General features: G+C 64.1%; 14 protein-coding genes. 5 read left to right on the top strand and 9 right to left on the bottom strand.

The annotated features are described in order from the left end of the window. The first annotated feature begins 106 nt into the window (after positions 1-106). Both ureC and PMI20_RS06415 read left to right on the top strand, forming a co-directional pair. The gene (ureC, locus tag PMI20_RS06420; protein WP_284172003.1) at positions 107-1,807 is read left to right on the top strand and encodes an urease subunit alpha; all 1,701 of its coding nucleotides are present in this window, start codon (positions 107-109) and stop codon (positions 1,805-1,807) included. 171 nt (positions 1,808-1,978) lie between these two features. Further along, the gene (locus tag PMI20_RS06415; protein ID WP_007930998.1) at positions 1,979-3,115 is read left to right on the top strand and encodes a sensor histidine kinase; all 1,137 of its coding nucleotides are present in this window, start codon (positions 1,979-1,981) and stop codon (positions 3,113-3,115) included. 181 nt (positions 3,116-3,296) lie between these two features. On the opposite strand, the gene PMI20_RS06410 is transcribed toward PMI20_RS06415, so the two are convergent. Beyond that, positions 3,297-3,599: a chaperone modulator CbpM gene (locus PMI20_RS06410; RefSeq protein ID WP_007923674.1), complete on the bottom strand. Its 303-nt coding sequence runs from the start codon at positions 3,597-3,599 to the stop codon at positions 3,297-3,299. 40 nt (positions 3,600-3,639) lie between these two features. Further along, positions 3,640-4,578, bottom strand: coding sequence for a DnaJ C-terminal domain-containing protein (locus tag PMI20_RS06405; protein ID WP_007923673.1), 939 nt, complete (start codon positions 4,576-4,578; stop codon positions 3,640-3,642). 299 nt (positions 4,579-4,877) lie between these two features. On the opposite strand from PMI20_RS06405, the gene PMI20_RS06400 reads away from it, so the two are divergent. Next, positions 4,878-6,143 carry an Hsp70 family protein gene (locus tag PMI20_RS06400; protein WP_007923668.1) on the top strand — a complete coding sequence of 422 codons (1,266 nt, stop codon included), beginning with the start codon at positions 4,878-4,880 and terminating at the stop codon, positions 6,141-6,143. Between the two features lie 126 nt (positions 6,144-6,269). Here PMI20_RS06400 and PMI20_RS06395 read toward each other — a convergent pair whose 3' ends face one another. From PMI20_RS06395 to PMI20_RS06385, 3 genes are all read right to left on the bottom strand, one after another. Continuing rightward, positions 6,270-7,280 (bottom strand): AI-2E family transporter, encoded by a 1,011-nt coding sequence (locus PMI20_RS06395; protein ID WP_007932772.1) that lies wholly within the window; start codon positions 7,278-7,280, stop codon positions 6,270-6,272. Positions 7,281-7,443: 163 nt separating this feature from the next. Further along, positions 7,444-7,734, bottom strand: coding sequence for a PsiF family protein (locus tag PMI20_RS06390; protein ID WP_007932771.1), 291 nt, complete (start codon positions 7,732-7,734; stop codon positions 7,444-7,446). A gap of 71 nt (positions 7,735-7,805) precedes the next feature. Continuing rightward, positions 7,806-8,594, bottom strand: a complete 789-nt coding sequence (locus PMI20_RS06385; RefSeq protein WP_007932770.1) for an AraC family transcriptional regulator — start codon at positions 8,592-8,594, stop codon at positions 7,806-7,808. A 97-nt stretch (positions 8,595-8,691) separates the two neighbouring features. Here PMI20_RS06385 and PMI20_RS06380 point away from each other — a divergent pair, with 97 nt between their 5' ends. Next, entirely contained in the window at positions 8,692-9,579 is an 888-nt protein-coding gene (locus tag PMI20_RS06380; protein WP_007932769.1) for a DMT family transporter, read from the top strand. 103 nt (positions 9,580-9,682) lie between these two features. Here PMI20_RS06380 and PMI20_RS06375 read toward each other — a convergent pair whose 3' ends face one another. From PMI20_RS06375 to PMI20_RS06365, 3 genes are all read right to left on the bottom strand, one after another. Next, positions 9,683-10,573 carry an esterase/lipase family protein gene (locus PMI20_RS06375; RefSeq protein ID WP_007932768.1) on the bottom strand — a complete coding sequence of 297 codons (891 nt, stop codon included), beginning with the start codon at positions 10,571-10,573 and terminating at the stop codon, positions 9,683-9,685. A gap of 308 nt (positions 10,574-10,881) precedes the next feature. Then, a complete protein-coding gene (locus PMI20_RS06370; protein ID WP_007932767.1) occupies positions 10,882-11,187 on the bottom strand; it encodes a DMT family transporter in 306 nt (101 codons plus the stop codon). A 9-nt stretch (positions 11,188-11,196) separates the two neighbouring features. Beyond that, positions 11,197-11,835, bottom strand: coding sequence for an FMN-dependent NADH-azoreductase (locus PMI20_RS06365; protein ID WP_007932766.1), 639 nt, complete (start codon positions 11,833-11,835; stop codon positions 11,197-11,199). Between the two features lie 142 nt (positions 11,836-11,977). Here PMI20_RS06365 and PMI20_RS06360 point away from each other — a divergent pair, with 142 nt between their 5' ends. Continuing rightward, a complete protein-coding gene (locus tag PMI20_RS06360) occupies positions 11,978-12,889 on the top strand; it encodes a LysR substrate-binding domain-containing protein (RefSeq protein WP_007932758.1) in 912 nt (303 codons plus the stop codon). Positions 12,890-13,010: 121 nt separating this feature from the next. On the opposite strand, the gene PMI20_RS06355 is transcribed toward PMI20_RS06360, so the two are convergent. Continuing rightward, the gene (locus PMI20_RS06355) at positions 13,011-15,086 is read right to left on the bottom strand and encodes an AsmA family protein (protein WP_284171993.1); all 2,076 of its coding nucleotides are present in this window, start codon (positions 15,084-15,086) and stop codon (positions 13,011-13,013) included. Positions 15,087-15,365 lie beyond the last annotated feature (279 nt).

The raw sequence follows: 15,365 nt of genomic DNA, 5'->3' as shown, positions 1-15,365 counted from the left end.
GCTGCGAAGCGGCCCCTGCATTTCAAAGCGAACGAAGGTCCTTCGGCCCTTAGCGCAGCCTTCGGCAGCGGCTACAGGTGCCCGACTCAATTCTTAGGAAGGTGCAATGAAGATTTCCCGCCAAGCCTACGCCGACATGTTCGGCCCCACCGTCGGTGACAAGGTGCGCCTGGCCGACACCGAGCTGTGGATCGAAGTCGAGAAGGACTTCACCACCTACGGCGAAGAAGTGAAGTTCGGCGGCGGCAAGGTGATCCGTGACGGCATGGGCCAGGGCCAACTGCTGGCGGCCGAGGTGGTCGATACCCTGATCACCAACGCGCTGATCATCGATCACTGGGGCATCGTCAAGGCCGACGTCGGCCTCAAGGACGGGCGCATTGCCGCCATCGGCAAGGCCGGCAACCCGGACATCCAGCCCGACGTGACCATCGCCGTCGGCGCCAGCACCGAAGTCATCGCCGGCGAGGGCATGATCCTCACCGCCGGCGGCATCGACACCCATATCCACTTCATCTGCCCGCAGCAGATCGAAGAGGCGCTGATGAGCGGCGTCACCACCATGATCGGCGGCGGCACCGGGCCGGCCACCGGCACCAACGCCACCACCTGCACCTCGGGGCCGTGGCACATGGCGCGCATGCTCCAGGCGGCGGACGCGTTCCCGATGAACATCGGCTTCACCGGCAAGGGCAACGCCAGCCTGCCGGAACCCTTGATCGAACAGGTCAAGGCCGGAGCCATCGGCCTCAAGCTCCACGAGGACTGGGGCACCACCCCGGCCAGCATCGACAACTGCCTGAGCGTCGCCGACCAGTACGACGTGCAGGTGGCGATCCACACCGACACCCTCAACGAATCGGGCTTCGTCGAAACCACCCTCGGCGCGTTCAAGGGCCGCACCATCCACACCTATCACACCGAAGGCGCCGGCGGCGGCCATGCCCCGGACATCATCAAGGCCTGCGGTTTGCCCAACGTGCTGCCGAGCTCGACCAACCCGACCCGGCCGTTCACCCGCAACACCATCGACGAACACCTGGACATGTTGATGGTCTGCCACCACCTCGACCCGAGCATCGCCGAGGACGTGGCCTTCGCCGAAAGCCGCATCCGCCGCGAGACCATCGCCGCCGAAGACATCCTCCACGACCTGGGCGCCTTCTCGATGATCAGCTCCGACAGCCAGGCCATGGGCCGGGTCGGCGAGGTCATCACCCGCACCTGGCAGACCGCCGACAAGATGCACCGCCAGCGCGGCCCGCTGCCGGGCGACGGTGCCGGCAACAGCAACTTCCGGGTCAAGCGCTACATCGCCAAATACACGATCAACCCGGCGATCACCCACGGCATCAGCCACGAAGTGGGCTCCATCGAAATCGGCAAATGGGCCGACCTGGTGCTCTGGCGTCCGGCGTTCTTCGGGGTCAAGCCGACATTGATCCTCAAGGGCGGGGCCATCGCCGCCAGCCTGATGGGCGATGCCAACGCCTCGATCCCGACCCCGCAACCCGTGCATTACCGGCCGATGTTCGCAAGCTACGGCGGCAGCCGGCACGCCACCAGCCTGACCTTTATCAGCCAGGCCGCGCTGGCGGCCGGGGTGCCGCAACAATTGGGGCTGAAAAAGCAGATCGCGGTGGTCAAGGGCTGCCGCGACGTGCAAAAGAGCGACCTGATCCACAACGACTACCTGCCGGATATCGAGGTCGACCCGCAGACCTATCAAGTCAAGGCCGACGGCGTGCTGCTCTGGTGCGAACCGGTGGACGTGTTGCCGATGGCGCAGCGCTACTTCCTGTTCTAGAAAGCTGGCTGTTCTAGAAAGCTGGCTGTTCTAGAAACCTGGATCCAACGGGCGCCCATCCGGGCCGCCCAACGGTCAGCAAAGCCGGACGTCTTACCGTGTTGAACGGCTCAATCGCGACTAGAATTCGACACGCCGTCCTCACTCTGCTGCCTGACAAGGTTCCCGGCCATGCGTCTACCCGATTTCATCGTGCAACAGGTTGATCGCATCGTTGATGAGTGGGAGCGGTTCGCCCGATCCATTGCCCCCGATACCGACTCCCTGACCCGCCTGCAATTGCGCGACCACGCCAAGTCCATCCTGCTGGCCGCCGCTCGCGACATGCGCACTGCCCAGACCGCCAGCGAACAGGCCGCCAAGGCGCGGGGCGAAGGCCCGGAAAAGACCCCGAGCCTCGACGAAGCCGCCGCCAGCCATGGCGAATTGCGGCACAACGTGGGCTTCGACCTGGTGCAGATGACCTCGGAATTCCGCCACCTGCGCGCCTGCGTGATCCGCCTCTGGGTCGCCAGCCTGGAGTCGCCGGAACTGGCCTATTTCCAGGACATGATCCGTTTCAACGAAGCCATAGACGAAGCATTGGCCGAGTCCACCGCGGCCTATGCCGAACAGGTCAACCGTTCGCGGGATATCTTCCTGGCGATTCTCGGCCACGACCTGCGAACCCCCTTGCAGGCGGTGAGCATGTCCACCGAGATGCTGGCGCGCAAAGTCGCGCTGGACGCCGATGCGCTGGCCTACGTGTCGCGGATCAAGAGCAGCTCCCGGCACATGGCGACGATGGTCGGCGACCTGCTGGAGTTCGTCCGCAGCCGCCTGGGCAGCAGCCTGCCCATCGAGCCGGCGCCCATGGACATGGCCAGTGCCGCCAAGGCAGCCATGGACGAAGCCTGCGCCGGCTGGCCGGACTGCACGCCGGCGCTGAACTTCCATGGCGACAGCCATGGCATCTGGGATCGCGGGCGCATCGAGCAGATGCTGCAGAACCTGATCGGCAACGCCCTGCAGCATGGCAGCAATAACCACACCGTGACCGTCACCCTCACCGGCGCCGCCGAGCAGGTGCTGCTGACCATCCACAACTACGGCCCGCCGATCCCCAAGGAAGCCTTGAGTACCCTCTTCGATCCGCTGGTACGCAGCGCCAACGAAGAACTCGGCAGCTCCTCCACCAGCCTCGGCCTGGGCCTGTTCATCGTCAAGGAAGTGGTCACCGCCCACCAGGGCAGCATCGAGGTCAGCTCCAGCGAGGCCGATGGCACCACCTTCACCGTGACCCTGCCGCGGGTGTCCCACGCTGAATAGTCGTAGAGAGCAAACGGCCGACATCCCTGTAACCGCTGCCGAGCCTGCGAGGCTGCGCTCGACCGCGGAGCGGTCGTAAACCGGGCACTGCTTTCCTTCAGGTAAACCGCTAATGCAGGTTTTGCGAGGACTCCGTCCTCGAACGCAGCCTCGCAGGCTCGGCAGCGGCTACGGGCACTCGTCACTCGCTGAGCAGACGCCCCAGGCGCTGCTTGAGCATCTGGTTTTCCGTGCGCAATTCGCGGACTTCGTCGAGCAGTTCCAGCGCCAGCGCGACGCCTTCCCACTCCAGTTCCAGATCACGCCGCAACTTGGCGGCGCGCTTGGCGACCGCCAGTTCGTAATCGGTGAAACGCCAATCCCGTGGCGCCGAGCCATGGGGATCGAGGATCCCGTGCTCGACGATTTCCATCACATAGGCGGCCGGCAGATCGGCCACCTCGCAGAACTCTTCCATATCCAGCTGAACGATCAGGGTGCTCATGGTTAGCGACTCCTTGTTTCAGATCAGAATGGGTTGCAGATCAGAAATGCTCCCGCGGATTGAAGGCGGCCTTTTTCGCCAGCTCCTGCCACAGCGCCTTGACGTCGTCGCCGGAGGCCTTGGGCATCACGGCCTTGAGCTGCACGAACAGATAACCGCGATGCCCGGCCTTGTTCAGCAGGCCATGGCCCTTGGCGCGCAGGCGTTGGCCGTTCTGGCTGCCGGCCGGCACCTTGAGGTTGATCTTGCCGGTCAGGGTCGGCACCGCGACCTCGGTCCCCAGCGCCAGCTCCCAAGGGGCCAGCGGCAAGGTGATGATCAGATTCTCGCCCTCGATATCGAACTTCGGATGGGGCGCGAAACGAATGGTCAGGTACAGGTCGCCATTGGCCCCGCCACCGACACCCGGCGCGCCCTGGCCCTTGAGGCGGATACGCTCGCCGTCGGCGACGCCGGCCGGGATCTTCACGTTCAGGCTCTTGCTGGTGTTGCTGACGTGCTGGCCGGCAGCGTTGTACTGCGGCACCTTGAAGCTGACCTTCTTCGACTCGGCCGACAGGGTCTCTTCCAGGAAGATCGGTAATTCCATTTCCACGTCTTGCCCCCTGCGCCCGGCGCTGCGCGATTGTCCACCGCCGAAACCCGGCCCGCGGTTGCCGAAGATCGAACTGAAGAAGTCCGAAAAATCCCCGCCATCGCCGAAACCGCCGGCATCCGCGCGACCCTTCCAGCCCGGTGGGCCCTGGAACGGCTGGCCGTGCTGGCCGTAACGCCGCAGGTCGTCGTATTCGGCCCGCTTGTCCGCGCTTTTCAGCGCTTCGTAGGCTTCCGACGCGTCCTTGAACTTGGCTTCGGCGTCTTTTTCCTTGCTGACATCCGGGTGGTATTTGCGCGCCAGCTTGCGGTAGGCGGCCTTGATCGCCTTGTCGTCCGCCGTCGGCTCCACCCCGAGAATCTTGTAATAGTCTTTGAAGTCCATCTAAGGATCACCATCCGTTATCAATGTGGCGCGGCGGGACGTACAGCATGCACTCTTGAACAGCGTCAAGGCTGATCGATCTCAATACTGTGACTCACGCGGCGCAGCAAAAGTTTATCGGCAGCTGGCGGCGGTTCTTGCGACCGCCCGATGGCTGCCCGGCCCATGCCTGCAAGTTTGGGGTGAAGAATAGTCTTTCAAGGCTTGCGGGTTTCGATTTAGCGGATAGTCGGCCTTCGATTCTGCGAACGACTGGCATACACTGCGCGGCCGTTTTTTCCAACCGGAACTCGAAAGACATGAAAAACGCATCTGCGGCCCGTGCCTGCGGTATCGACTTCGGCACGTCCAACTCCACGGTCGGCTGGCTGCGCCCCGGCATGGAAACGCTGATTGCGCTGGAAGACGACAAGATCACCCTGCCGTCGGTGGTCTTCTTCAACATCGAAGAACGCCGTCCGGTGTATGGCCGCCTGGCGCTGAACGAATACCTGGAAGGCTACGAAGGCCGGCTGATGCGCTCGCTGAAGAGCCTGCTGGGTTCCAAGCTGATCAAGCACGACACCAGCGTGCTGGGCACGGCGATGCCGTTCAAGGACCTGCTGGGCCTGTTCATCGGCCAGCTCAAGAGCCGCGCCGAAGCCGCCGCCGGCCGGGAGTTCGAGGAAGTGGTGCTGGGTCGCCCGGTGTTTTTCGTCGATGACGATGCCGCCGCCGACCAGGAGGCCCAGGACACCCTGGTGGAAGTGGCGCGCAAGCTGGGCTTCAAGGAAGTCTCCTTCCAGTACGAGCCGATCGCCGCGGCCTTCGACTACGAGTCGACCATCGAGCGCGAAGAGCTGGTGCTGATCGTCGACATCGGCGGTGGTACCTCCGACTTCTCCCTGGTGCGCCTGTCGCCCGAGCGCCGTGGCCTGGACAACCGCCACGAGGACATCCTCGCCACCGGCGGCGTGCACATCGGCGGGACCGACTTCGACAAACAGCTTTCGCTGGCCGGCCTGATGCCGCTGTTCGGCTACGGCAGCCGGATGAAGAGCGGCGCCTACATGCCCACCAGCACCCACATGAACCTGGCGACCTGGCACACCATCAACTCGGTGTACTCGCAGAAGTCCCAGCTGGCCCTGGGCAGCATGCGCTACGACATCGAAGACACCGGCGGCATCGACCGCCTGTTCAAGCTGATCGAGCAGCGCGCCGGGCACTGGCTGGCCATGGAGGTGGAAGAGACCAAGATCCAGCTGACCCACGCCGACAACCGCGTGGTGCCCCTGGACCGTATCGAGGCTGGTCTGAGCGTGGACCTGAGCCGGGCGCTGTTCGAGTCGTCGATCGACAGCCTGCTGGAGCGCATCCGCGGCAGCGTCACGCAACTGCTGGGCGATGCCAATGTCGGCGTCGGCCAGGTCGATACGGTGTTCTTCACCGGCGGTTCCAGCGGCATCCCGGCCCTGCGCCAGAGCGTCGCGGACATGCTGCCCAACGCCCGCCACGTCGAAGGCAACATCTTCGGCAGCATCGGCAGCGGCCTGGCGATCGAAGCGAAGAAACGTTACGGCTAAAAAAGCATCGCCTGTAGCCGCTGCCGCAGGCTGCGATAAGGTCCGCAGGACCTTCAGCGATGTTGAGATCGCTACGGCCTTCGGCCGATCGCAGCCTTCGGCAGCGGCTACAGGGATAGCGTCAGGTCAAACCAACCCCGCCAGCTTCAATTCACTTTTCAGATAGGCGTAGTAAATCGGCCCGGCCACCACCCCCGGCAGGCCGAACGCCGCCTCGAACACCAGCATCGCCAACAGCAATTCCCAGGACTTGGCACTGATCTGCCCGCCGACGATCCGCGCGTTGAGGAAGTATTCCAGCTTGTGGATAAAGATCAGGTAGCCCAGCGCCGCCGCGGCCACCCAGATCGACAGCGACATGCCGACGATGGTGATCAGGGTGTTGGAGATCAGGTTGCCGATCACCGGCAACAGCCCCAGCAGGAAGGTCAGCACGATCAGGGTCTTGGTCAGCGGCAGCTTGACCCCGAACATCGGCAGGATCAGCGCGAGGAAGATCCCGGTGAAGAAGGTGTTGAGCAGGGAAATCTTGATCTGCGCGAAGACGATGTTGCGAAAGGCCTGGACCAGCAGGTGCAGGCGGTCGAACAGCGCGGCCGCCAATGGCTTGCGCTTGGTCAGGTCGGGCACGCGCTGCAAGGCGATGATCGCCCCCAGCACCATGCCGATCAGCAAGGTCACGAACATGTGCGCCGCGTCCTTGCCCACCAGTTGCAGCTCGCTCAGGTGCTTGCTGGCCCAGGCGCCGATGGCCACCTGGAACTCCGCCGCGCTGGCCGGCAGATAGGAGTCGAGGAACGGCGGCAGCTGGCCGCGCGCCTTGTCCACCACCGTCATGAACTTGTCCAGGGAAGCCCCCGGGTTCTCCGCTTCGTGCAGCAGGAAGCTGATGGCGCCGGCGAACAGCAGCGTCAGCACGCTGACCACCAGGGTGCCGAGCAGGGCCACCGCCAACCAGCGCGCCCGCCGACCTTCGATCAGCCGTTGCAGTTGCGGGGTGAGCATGTTGACCAGTTCGAACACCAGCAGGCCCGCCAGCAGGCTCGGTAATAGCCGCAACGGTATTACCAGCAACAGGCCGCCGAAGATAATCACCCAACTGAACAACAACAGATGACGCTGAGAAAACGTTGGCATACAGCCTCAAACAAACAGCGTGAAAGGATTGGCAGTCTGCCAGCGTTGCACTGACGATGCGAGGCCGACAGGCGCGGGTTTGCTGGCGATCAACGATACAGGGTGTGTCAGGCAAACCGCCGCGACCGGACCGTGAACAAGCTCGCGCCTGCGAGGGAGAAGGTTATTGCTTCTTCAGGCACGTGCTCATGAAGGTCTTGCGCTCATCGCCCTTGAGGGCTTTGGCAGTGGCGTCGGCGTTGCAGGTCTTCATCCGTTCCTGCGGGGTTGCCGCGGCAGCCGGGGTGGCTTTCAGGCAGGTGCTCATAAAGGCTTTGCGTTCATCGCCCTTGAGGGCTTTCGCGGTGGCGTCGGCGTTGCAAGTGGTCATCTTGTTCTGCTGGGCGGTGGCGGCAAAGCCTTGGGAACAGAGCAGCAGACCGACCATCAACAAAGGGATACGCAGCATCTTCATGGAGTTTTCTCCTTGTTACCGCACCGACGGGCGCGGCCTCCAGCGCAGTGTAGACAAACCCTGTTACAGGTTCACCTGTTCTGTAGGCTGGTGCGCCGGTACTGCTCGGGGGTGCAACCGGCCTGGCGCTGGAACATCGCGATAAATGCCGAGGCGCTGCTGTAGCCCATGTCGAACGCCACCTCCTGGACACTGCGCGCGCTGTCCAGCGCCTCGATGGACGCCAGGAAGCGCAGGCGCAGGCGCCACTCACCGAAACTCATGCCCAGCTCGCGCACGAATTGCCGGGCCAGGGTGCGTTCGCTGACGTGGATCTGCCGCGCCCAATCGGCCAGTGCGCGGTTATCCCCCGGGGCGGCCTGCAACGCTTCCAGCACACCGAGCAAGGCCGGGCTGCTGGCATAAGGCAGGTAACCATCATGCACCGGCGCCCGTTGCAACTGGTCGAGCATCACCTGGGCCAGGCGGCCGTCCGCTTCCTGCTCGGGGATCTGCACATCGCGCGCGGCGAAGTCCTTGAGGATCGCCTTGAGGATATCGCTGATGGCCAGGGTACAGGCCTGCTGCGGCAGCGCCTGGCACAACTGCGGGGCCAGGCACACGGCGCGGTACACGATCGGCTGCGGGCTGTAGAAACTATGCTCGGTGCCCGGCGGAATCCAGATGGCGTACTGTGGCGGCGACATAAAGCGCTGGCCGGCGATTTCCATGTGCATCACGCCATGGGCCGAATACTCCAGGCAACCCCAGGGGTGGCGATGTTCCAGCGCATGGCTGTGGGCGTCGAAATCGGCGTAGCGGAAGTACACCGGCGCCGGCAGACCGCTGAAGGGCAGCAGGTCGATGTGTTTTTTGCTCATGCTGTCCGGATTCAGGGGCGGGTTGTCTGGATCGAAGTATAGGCCTTGATCCAGACAGAGGGATAATCACCCTTCATCAACGTTCTGGTTTTTCCTCATGCAATACGCTTATCCGTTACTGGCCGTCTTTATCTGGGCCGGCAATACCGTCATCAATAAACTGGCGGTCGGGGCGATCTTCCCCGCGGAGATCGGTTTCTATCGCTGGCTGCTGGCCGGCCTGTTGTTCACGCCGTTCATGCTCAAGGCAGTGGTCGCCCATTGGGCGGTGATCCGCTCGAACCTGGGCAAGATCTTCATCCTCGGCGTGCTGGGCATGGCGGTGTATCAGAGCCTGGCCTACTTCGCCGCGACCCTGACCTCGGCCACTAACATGGGCATCATCCTCTCGCTGATGCCGCTGATGTCGCTGGCCATGGCCATCGCCAGCCTCGGCCAGCGCCTGACGGCCGGCGCCCTGGCCGGTGCCGTGTTGTCGTTTGCCGGGGTACTGGTGGTGGTGTCGTCCGGCAGCCTCGACGTGCTGCTGGAACAGGGGGTGAACCTGGGCGACGCGATGATGCTGATCGCCACCCTGGCCTACGCGATCTACAGCACCCTGCTGAAAAAATGGCAGCTGCGCCTGCCACCGCTGGTGCTGCTGTACCTGCAGGTGCTGGTGGCCGTGGTGGTGCTGTTTCCGCTGTTTTTGGCCTCGCCGAAAACCGGCCTGACCCTGCACAACATTCCCCTGGTGCTCTATGCCTGCCTGCTGGCCTCGATGCTCGCGCCGCTGGCGTGGATGCAGGCAGTGGTACGCCTGGGACCGAGCCGCACCACGCTGTTCTTCAACCTGCTGCCGCTGATCACCGCGCTGATTGCCGCCGTGGTGCTGCATGAACAGCTGGCGTTGTATCACCTGGTGGGTGGGGTGCTGACCCTGGGCGGGGTGATTCTGTCGGAACGCTGGACCACCGCGCTGGGGCGCAAGGCCAGCGTCGCCTGACAGATCGTCATCGCGAGCAAGCTCGCTCCTACCAGGGACCGCTCGATCCTGTAGGCGCGAGCGTGCTCGCGATACACCTCAAGACCGCCACATCCCTCTCTGGCTATACCCCCGCCGCCTTCAACCGCTGCGCATGCTCGACGAACAGTCGGATCGGCTCGGCGCCCTTGCCCACCAGCCCCAGCGACTGGTTGACGATATCGAAGTGGTCCAGGGGGTAATCGTCGCCAATCACCGTGCCCAGGTGCGAGCTGTAGCGGCCGACCATGCCATCGCACTGCCCGGCCTCGCGGACAAAGGTCCTGGCGAACAGCCGGCAAGTGCGGTTGGTGCCGTCGAACAGGTTGCGCCCGCGATTGGTCTTGCCCGGCTGCAAGGTGCCGGACCAGGAGTAGTAGCGCACCCCGTTGACCTCTTCCGACCCCTGCCCGCCCCAGGTGTCCGGCAGGCCCTGGGGATACTGGCGGTTGAACAGCGCCACGCCCTCGCTGGTCAGCGAGCGGTGCGAGGCATGGATATCCGCCGGCAGCTTCGGCCCGCGATAGCCGGTGTCGAGCCAGCTCATCAGCACGGCAATCACCCGCAGGATAAAACTCAGCACGCGCCCGCGCAGGGTGTCGATGGAATGGTGGCGCTCGATGTAGTCGGCCAGCTCCGAGCCATGATTGGGCCCGGCCACCGAGGTCACCGAGGCCACCCAGTCCGGCCGTTTGGCCGCGGCATAGCGGGCGGTGAGCGAGCCCTGGCTGTGACCGATCAGGTTGACCTTGTCCGCGCCGGTTTCGCGGCGGATCTCCTCGATCCGCGCCAGCAATTGCTCGCCGCGCACCTCCGTGGAGTGCAGCGGCGAGACCTGCACGGCAATCACCGTGGCCCCGCCGCGGCGCAACGCCGACTCGATGCCGAACCAGTAGGAGTACAGCACCAGCCGGATAAACCCCAGCATGCCGGGGACCAGGACCAGCGGGTAACGCGTGGCAAGCTCTTGGGACATGGGAACATCCTTGTGATCGGACTTGTATCAGGGACCGCGGCGCCCAAGGCTGGATGCAGGACAGCAGCCAAGAGCATCGACAGCCAAGATGACAGCTTCACGACCACTGTATGACATTCCCCCAAGGCTAACGCGAGCAAGCTCGCTACAGGGGATTGGCTATAAATGGATCGCCCCGGGTCTGCAGGAGCGAAGCTTGCTCGCGACAGCTCCGGTTCAGGCAATGGATTTCTTCCAGTAGAACCTGAGCGGGTTTGGGGCTGCTACGCAGCCCATCGCGAGCAAGCTTCGCTCCTACAAGGGCTACGCTATTTCAGCCCCACCACCCCGGCCACGATCAGCCCCACCGACAGCAGCTTGACCAGCGTCAGGCTCTCCCCCAGCAAGGCGAAACCGAGGAACACCGTGCCCAGGGAGCCGATGGCGGTCCAGATCGGGTAGGCGATGCTCACCGGCAGTTCACGCATCGCCAGGGTCAGGAAATAGATGCCGCCCAGCGCGGCCACCACCGTCAGCAGCGACGGCCACAACCGGGTGAACCCCTCGGCGTACTTCATGCCCATGGCGAAGGTGACTTCGAAGGCGGCGGCGATCAGCAAGAACAGCCAGGCCATGTCGCCTCCTCAGAAGGTCCGCGCCAGTGCCAGCAGGCGCTGCTCGGCTTCGGCGCAGGACACCTGGAACGTGCGCTCGGCCGATTCCTCGCCTTCGGCCGCGACCACCGTGACGTCGTTGATACCGATAAAGCCCAGCGCCGTGCGCAACCATGGGTCGGCATGGTTCATGGCCTCCAGCTCGCCGCCCGGGCCGAAGCCGAAGCCGCCGCGACTGGTGACGATCAGCGCTTTCTTGCCCCGCACCAGCGGCTCGTACTGGGCGACACCGTTGTCCTGGACGGTATTGAAGGTCAGGCCCAGGCGCACGATCTGGTCGACCCAAGCCTTGAGGCCGCTGGGCACGCTGAAGTTGTACATCGGCGCCGAGATCACCAGCAGTTCATGTTCCAGCAACTCCGTCACCAGCTCGTCGCTCAGGGCCAGGTCGGCCTGCATCGACAAGGGTCGTGCCTGGGGTTCGGGATAAAACGCCGCGGCGACAAAGGCTTCGCTGACGTGGGGCAGCGAAGCGCGACCGACTTCCCGGCGGGTCAACCGGCCCTGGGGATGGGCCTCGAGCCAGGCCTGGAGAAAACGCTCCGTCAGCCGCCGCGAATGGGAGCGTTCGCCACGGGGGCTGCCATGTACTGCTAGAATTCTGCTCATCTGTCATTCCTCATCCTGGATCATTCTGGAAGACCGTAAAAGCCTTCCTGGGCGAGGAATAAAGCTATTGATGCAGGCCCTATGGAACAAATGAGCAATAGTTGATCAGGATGAATCCATTTCACCCATAAGGTGACCCAGTATGTTTGCCAACCTGCCGCTGACCGCCCTGCGCGCCTTCGAATCGGCGTCCCGGCTCCTGAGTTTCAAGGCCGCCGCCGAGGAACTGTCGGTTACGCCCACGGCGATTTCCCACCAGATCCGCTCCCTGGAAAGCTGGCTGGGCGTGCCGCTGTTCCAGCGCCTGCCGCGCCAGGTGCGCCTGACCGAATGCGGCGAACGGCTGTTTCACAGCCTGCACGGCGCCTTGCTGGAAGTGGCGCAGAGCGTCGACAGCCTGCGCCCGCAACGCAGCGGCGCGAACCTGATGATCTCCACCACGCCGGCCTTCGCCGCGCTGTGGCTGGTGCCGCGCCTGGGGCGCTTTTATGCCCGGCACCCGAACATCAACCTGCGCCTGGACACCAACTGCGAGGTCATCGACCTGCAACAGGATGCGAGCGTCGACCTGGTGATCCGCTACAGCCTGGACGACTACCCCAATCTCTATGGGCTGTGCCTGTTCGACGAGTGCTTCGCGGTCTACGGCTCGCCGGAGCAGGTGGCCCTGGCCCGCCAACAGACGCCGACGCTGATCAGCGTGCGCTGGCACAATTCCAAGCTCTACGCCCATGGCTGGGAGGCCTGGTGCGACAAGGCGCAGGAAAGCTGGATGCAGGGCCGCCCGGTGATTCGCGAATACGACGAGGAACACTACGCCCTGCAGGCGGCCATTGCCGGCCAGGGCCTGGTGCTGGCCAGCAATATCCTGGTGTCGGAAAGCGTGGCCAGCGGCCTGTTGCTGCCGTATCGCCCGGAGATCCATGTCGACGGCGCGGGCTACAGCGCCTTGTGCGTACCCGGGCGCGAACGGCATCCGCCGGTGCGGGCGTTTTTCCAGTGGTTGCGCGAAGAGGCCCAGGCTGCCGGGCATCCGCTGCTCGCCGCCGGCTAATGCCCTTGAACGGGTAGGAGCGAGGCTTGCCCGCGAAAGACGCGCCGCGGTTATGCAGATGCACCGCGTCGGATTCTTCGCAAGCAAGCTTCGCTCCTACAGACGCGAAAGGCGCGTGAGCTCAATGCGTCGGCTTGACCGCCACCGGCGCCTTGCCCGAACGCATCTGCTCGAGTAGCGGCGCGCACTGGTTCGGCTCGCCGCCGCTCGGAGCCACCAGCGCCAGCAACCCGGCCGCCGGCCCGGCGATCACCCCCAGCGCCACCATGCCGGCGCCGCGCAACATCAGCGGTACGGCCTTGACCCCGGCCTCCGGCTTGATGAACTTGCCTTGCACATAGAGCGGCGAGCGCAGGGAGAACAGGCGCAAGCCCTTGGATTCCGGGGTGATGGTCAGGTCCAGTTGCTCGCTGGCCATGTTCGCGGTGCCGTCGATGTAGACGATCGCGTTCTCGGTATCGAACACGAACAGGCGGCTGGTGGCCAGGCCGGTCTTGATGCCGAAGTCGGCGGCGGCGCAATTGATCTTCACTTCCTTGTCGCCAAACATCTTGCCGATCACATAGTTGCCGACGTTGAGCCCGGCGATCTCCATCAGGCTGCGGCTGATGGCGCCGTCGTTGATCAGCATCTTCAGCTCGCCATTGGCACTGCCGAGCAAGGCCGCCACCGAATTGCCGCGCCCGGCGATATCGGCATCGCCATTGAGTTCGCCGAAACTGGTTTTCATCGGCTCGAAGGTCGGGAACAGCTGCTTGAGCTTGAAGTTGCGCGCGGTCAGCTTGGCCCGGCCTTCCAGCGGCGTGGCCTGGCCGTTGAGGCGAATCTGCGCATCCAGCTTGCCGCCGGCCACGCCGAAACGCAGCGGCTCCAGGCTCAGGCGCCCGTCGTCGAGCACCAGGTGGGTGTACAGGTCGGTGAAGGGCAAGTCGGCGCTATGGACGATGCGCTTGCCGGTGAACTCGACATCGGCGTCCATGTCGCGCCAGCGCTCGGTGCGGAACTCTTCCACCGGCAACACCTTGTCCGCTGGCTGCTTGCTGTCGCCGCCCCGGGCCTTCTGCTCGGCGTTGGAGTCGGCACCGATCAGCGGCGCCAGGTCGCTGAACAGCAACTGATTGGACACCAGCGTACCAGTCAGCTTGGGCCGCGGCTGGCTGGCGACGTAGGTCAGGTTGCCGTGGATGTCGCTGTCGCCGATCTTGCCGTTGAAATCCTGATACTGGAACTTCGCCCCGGCCGGGTCGCGCAACTGCGCGCTCAGATGGCCATCGGTGGCATAGGCCGGCGAGTCCGGCAGGGTCACGCCAGTCAGCGGGTACAGGTTGCCCAGGCTGGTGCCGGCGAGCTTCATGCGCAGATCCAGGGCGCCGAGGTTGAGCGGGTCGGTCAGGGTGCCGGCCAGTTCGACGCGGGTATCGCCGATCGTTGCCTGGACCTGTAGCGGAAACGGCTTGCTCGCGTCCTGCAGCGCCAGCAAGCCGCCGATCTTGCCGGAACCGGCGAGCGCCTGGCCGTGATATTGCCCCTTGGCCTTGAAGGCAAAGGCGTAGGACTGGGGAGCCGCGCCTTTCTCCTCGGCTTTCTTCGCCGCCTTGTCGCCGACGATGTCGCTGAACGGAATCGGCTTGCCCAACGGGTCGATCAGCAGGTCGAGGCGGGTTTTCAGGCTTTGGTCATTGAGGGTGACATGGCCTTTGTCGAAGCCGATGGCGCCGATGTCCACCACCCAGTTGGAGGGCTCGGCATTCGGGTCTTTCGGGTCGAACTGAAAGGTCCAGTTGGCGCGGCCGTCGGCCAGGCGTTCGAGGGCGGCGTTTGGCTCGGTGAGGTCGATACGCGGAATGCGCACGCGCTGCGCCAGCAATGCCAGGGGCGAAATGCGCAACTCGACGCGCTTGAGGCTGACCATCTGCGGCGCCTTGGACCAGTCGGGGTTGCCCAGGGTCAGGTCTTCGGCCACCACATGCGGCCACGGCACCCAGGCCCGCCAGCCGCCTTCGTCGAGTTCACGCTGCCAGATCACCGCCAGGTTGCCGTTGATGGCGAAGGGGCGATGCAGTTCTTCGGAGACTTTGGCATTGAGTGGCGGCTTGATCCGGTTCCAATCGAAGAACGCGATGATCAGTACCAGCACGGCCAGCAGCAGGAAAAGGCTACCGACTGTCCAGGCGAGAATTTTACGAGTGCGCGTCATTGCACGGGGCTCCTGACTACCTGACGGGCGCCTGGATGGCGACGCCCTTATGAACTGCCGGGGTTGAAATCCACCGGTCATGGAAACTAGGACTGACAAACGGCCCGCAGGTTTAACCCAAAGCCGCGAATCAGACACAAATGCACGGATTTTCCTGACCGAAGCGCCAGCTTGGCGTTACCGCCGCCGCACTTTTGCGAGGCACAGATGGGTCGAAAATACCCACCCCGGTGCAAAACCCTTCTTCGGAAACGCCCGTTCTAGAGCCCTCGGGCAGAA

It is taken from the genome of Pseudomonas sp. GM17, from assembly GCF_000282175.2.
Lineage (GTDB): Bacteria > Pseudomonadota > Gammaproteobacteria > Pseudomonadales > Pseudomonadaceae > Aquipseudomonas > Aquipseudomonas chlororaphis.
The sequence above is the reverse complement of the archived record's forward strand: the minus strand, read 5'-3'. Positions and strand labels throughout refer to the sequence as shown.

What these genes read in the sequence shown, in the direction of transcription:
- ureC (WP_284172003.1), top strand. Translation starts at nt 107, where the DNA reads ATGAAGATTTCCCGCCAAGCCTACGCCGACATGTTCGGCCCCACCGTC.
- PMI20_RS06415 (WP_007930998.1), top strand. Translation starts at nt 1,979, where the DNA reads ATGCGTCTACCCGATTTCATCGTGCAACAGGTTGATCGCATCGTTGAT.
- PMI20_RS06410 (WP_007923674.1), bottom strand. Translation starts at nt 3,599, where the DNA reads ATGAGCACCCTGATCGTTCAGCTGGATATGGAAGAGTTCTGCGAGGTG.
- PMI20_RS06405 (WP_007923673.1), bottom strand. Translation starts at nt 4,578, where the DNA reads ATGGACTTCAAAGACTATTACAAGATTCTCGGGGTGGAGCCGACGGCG.
- PMI20_RS06400 (WP_007923668.1), top strand. Translation starts at nt 4,878, where the DNA reads ATGAAAAACGCATCTGCGGCCCGTGCCTGCGGTATCGACTTCGGCACG.
- PMI20_RS06395 (WP_007932772.1), bottom strand. Translation starts at nt 7,280, where the DNA reads ATGCCAACGTTTTCTCAGCGTCATCTGTTGTTGTTCAGTTGGGTGATT.
- PMI20_RS06390 (WP_007932771.1), bottom strand. Translation starts at nt 7,734, where the DNA reads ATGAAGATGCTGCGTATCCCTTTGTTGATGGTCGGTCTGCTGCTCTGT.
- PMI20_RS06385 (WP_007932770.1), bottom strand. Translation starts at nt 8,594, where the DNA reads ATGAGCAAAAAACACATCGACCTGCTGCCCTTCAGCGGTCTGCCGGCG.
- PMI20_RS06380 (WP_007932769.1), top strand. Translation starts at nt 8,692, where the DNA reads ATGCAATACGCTTATCCGTTACTGGCCGTCTTTATCTGGGCCGGCAAT.
- PMI20_RS06375 (WP_007932768.1), bottom strand. Translation starts at nt 10,573, where the DNA reads ATGTCCCAAGAGCTTGCCACGCGTTACCCGCTGGTCCTGGTCCCCGGC.
- PMI20_RS06370 (WP_007932767.1), bottom strand. Translation starts at nt 11,187, where the DNA reads ATGGCCTGGCTGTTCTTGCTGATCGCCGCCGCCTTCGAAGTCACCTTC.
- PMI20_RS06365 (WP_007932766.1), bottom strand. Translation starts at nt 11,835, where the DNA reads ATGAGCAGAATTCTAGCAGTACATGGCAGCCCCCGTGGCGAACGCTCC.
- PMI20_RS06360 (WP_007932758.1), top strand. Translation starts at nt 11,978, where the DNA reads ATGTTTGCCAACCTGCCGCTGACCGCCCTGCGCGCCTTCGAATCGGCG.
- PMI20_RS06355 (WP_284171993.1), bottom strand. Translation starts at nt 15,086, where the DNA reads ATGACGCGCACTCGTAAAATTCTCGCCTGGACAGTCGGTAGCCTTTTC.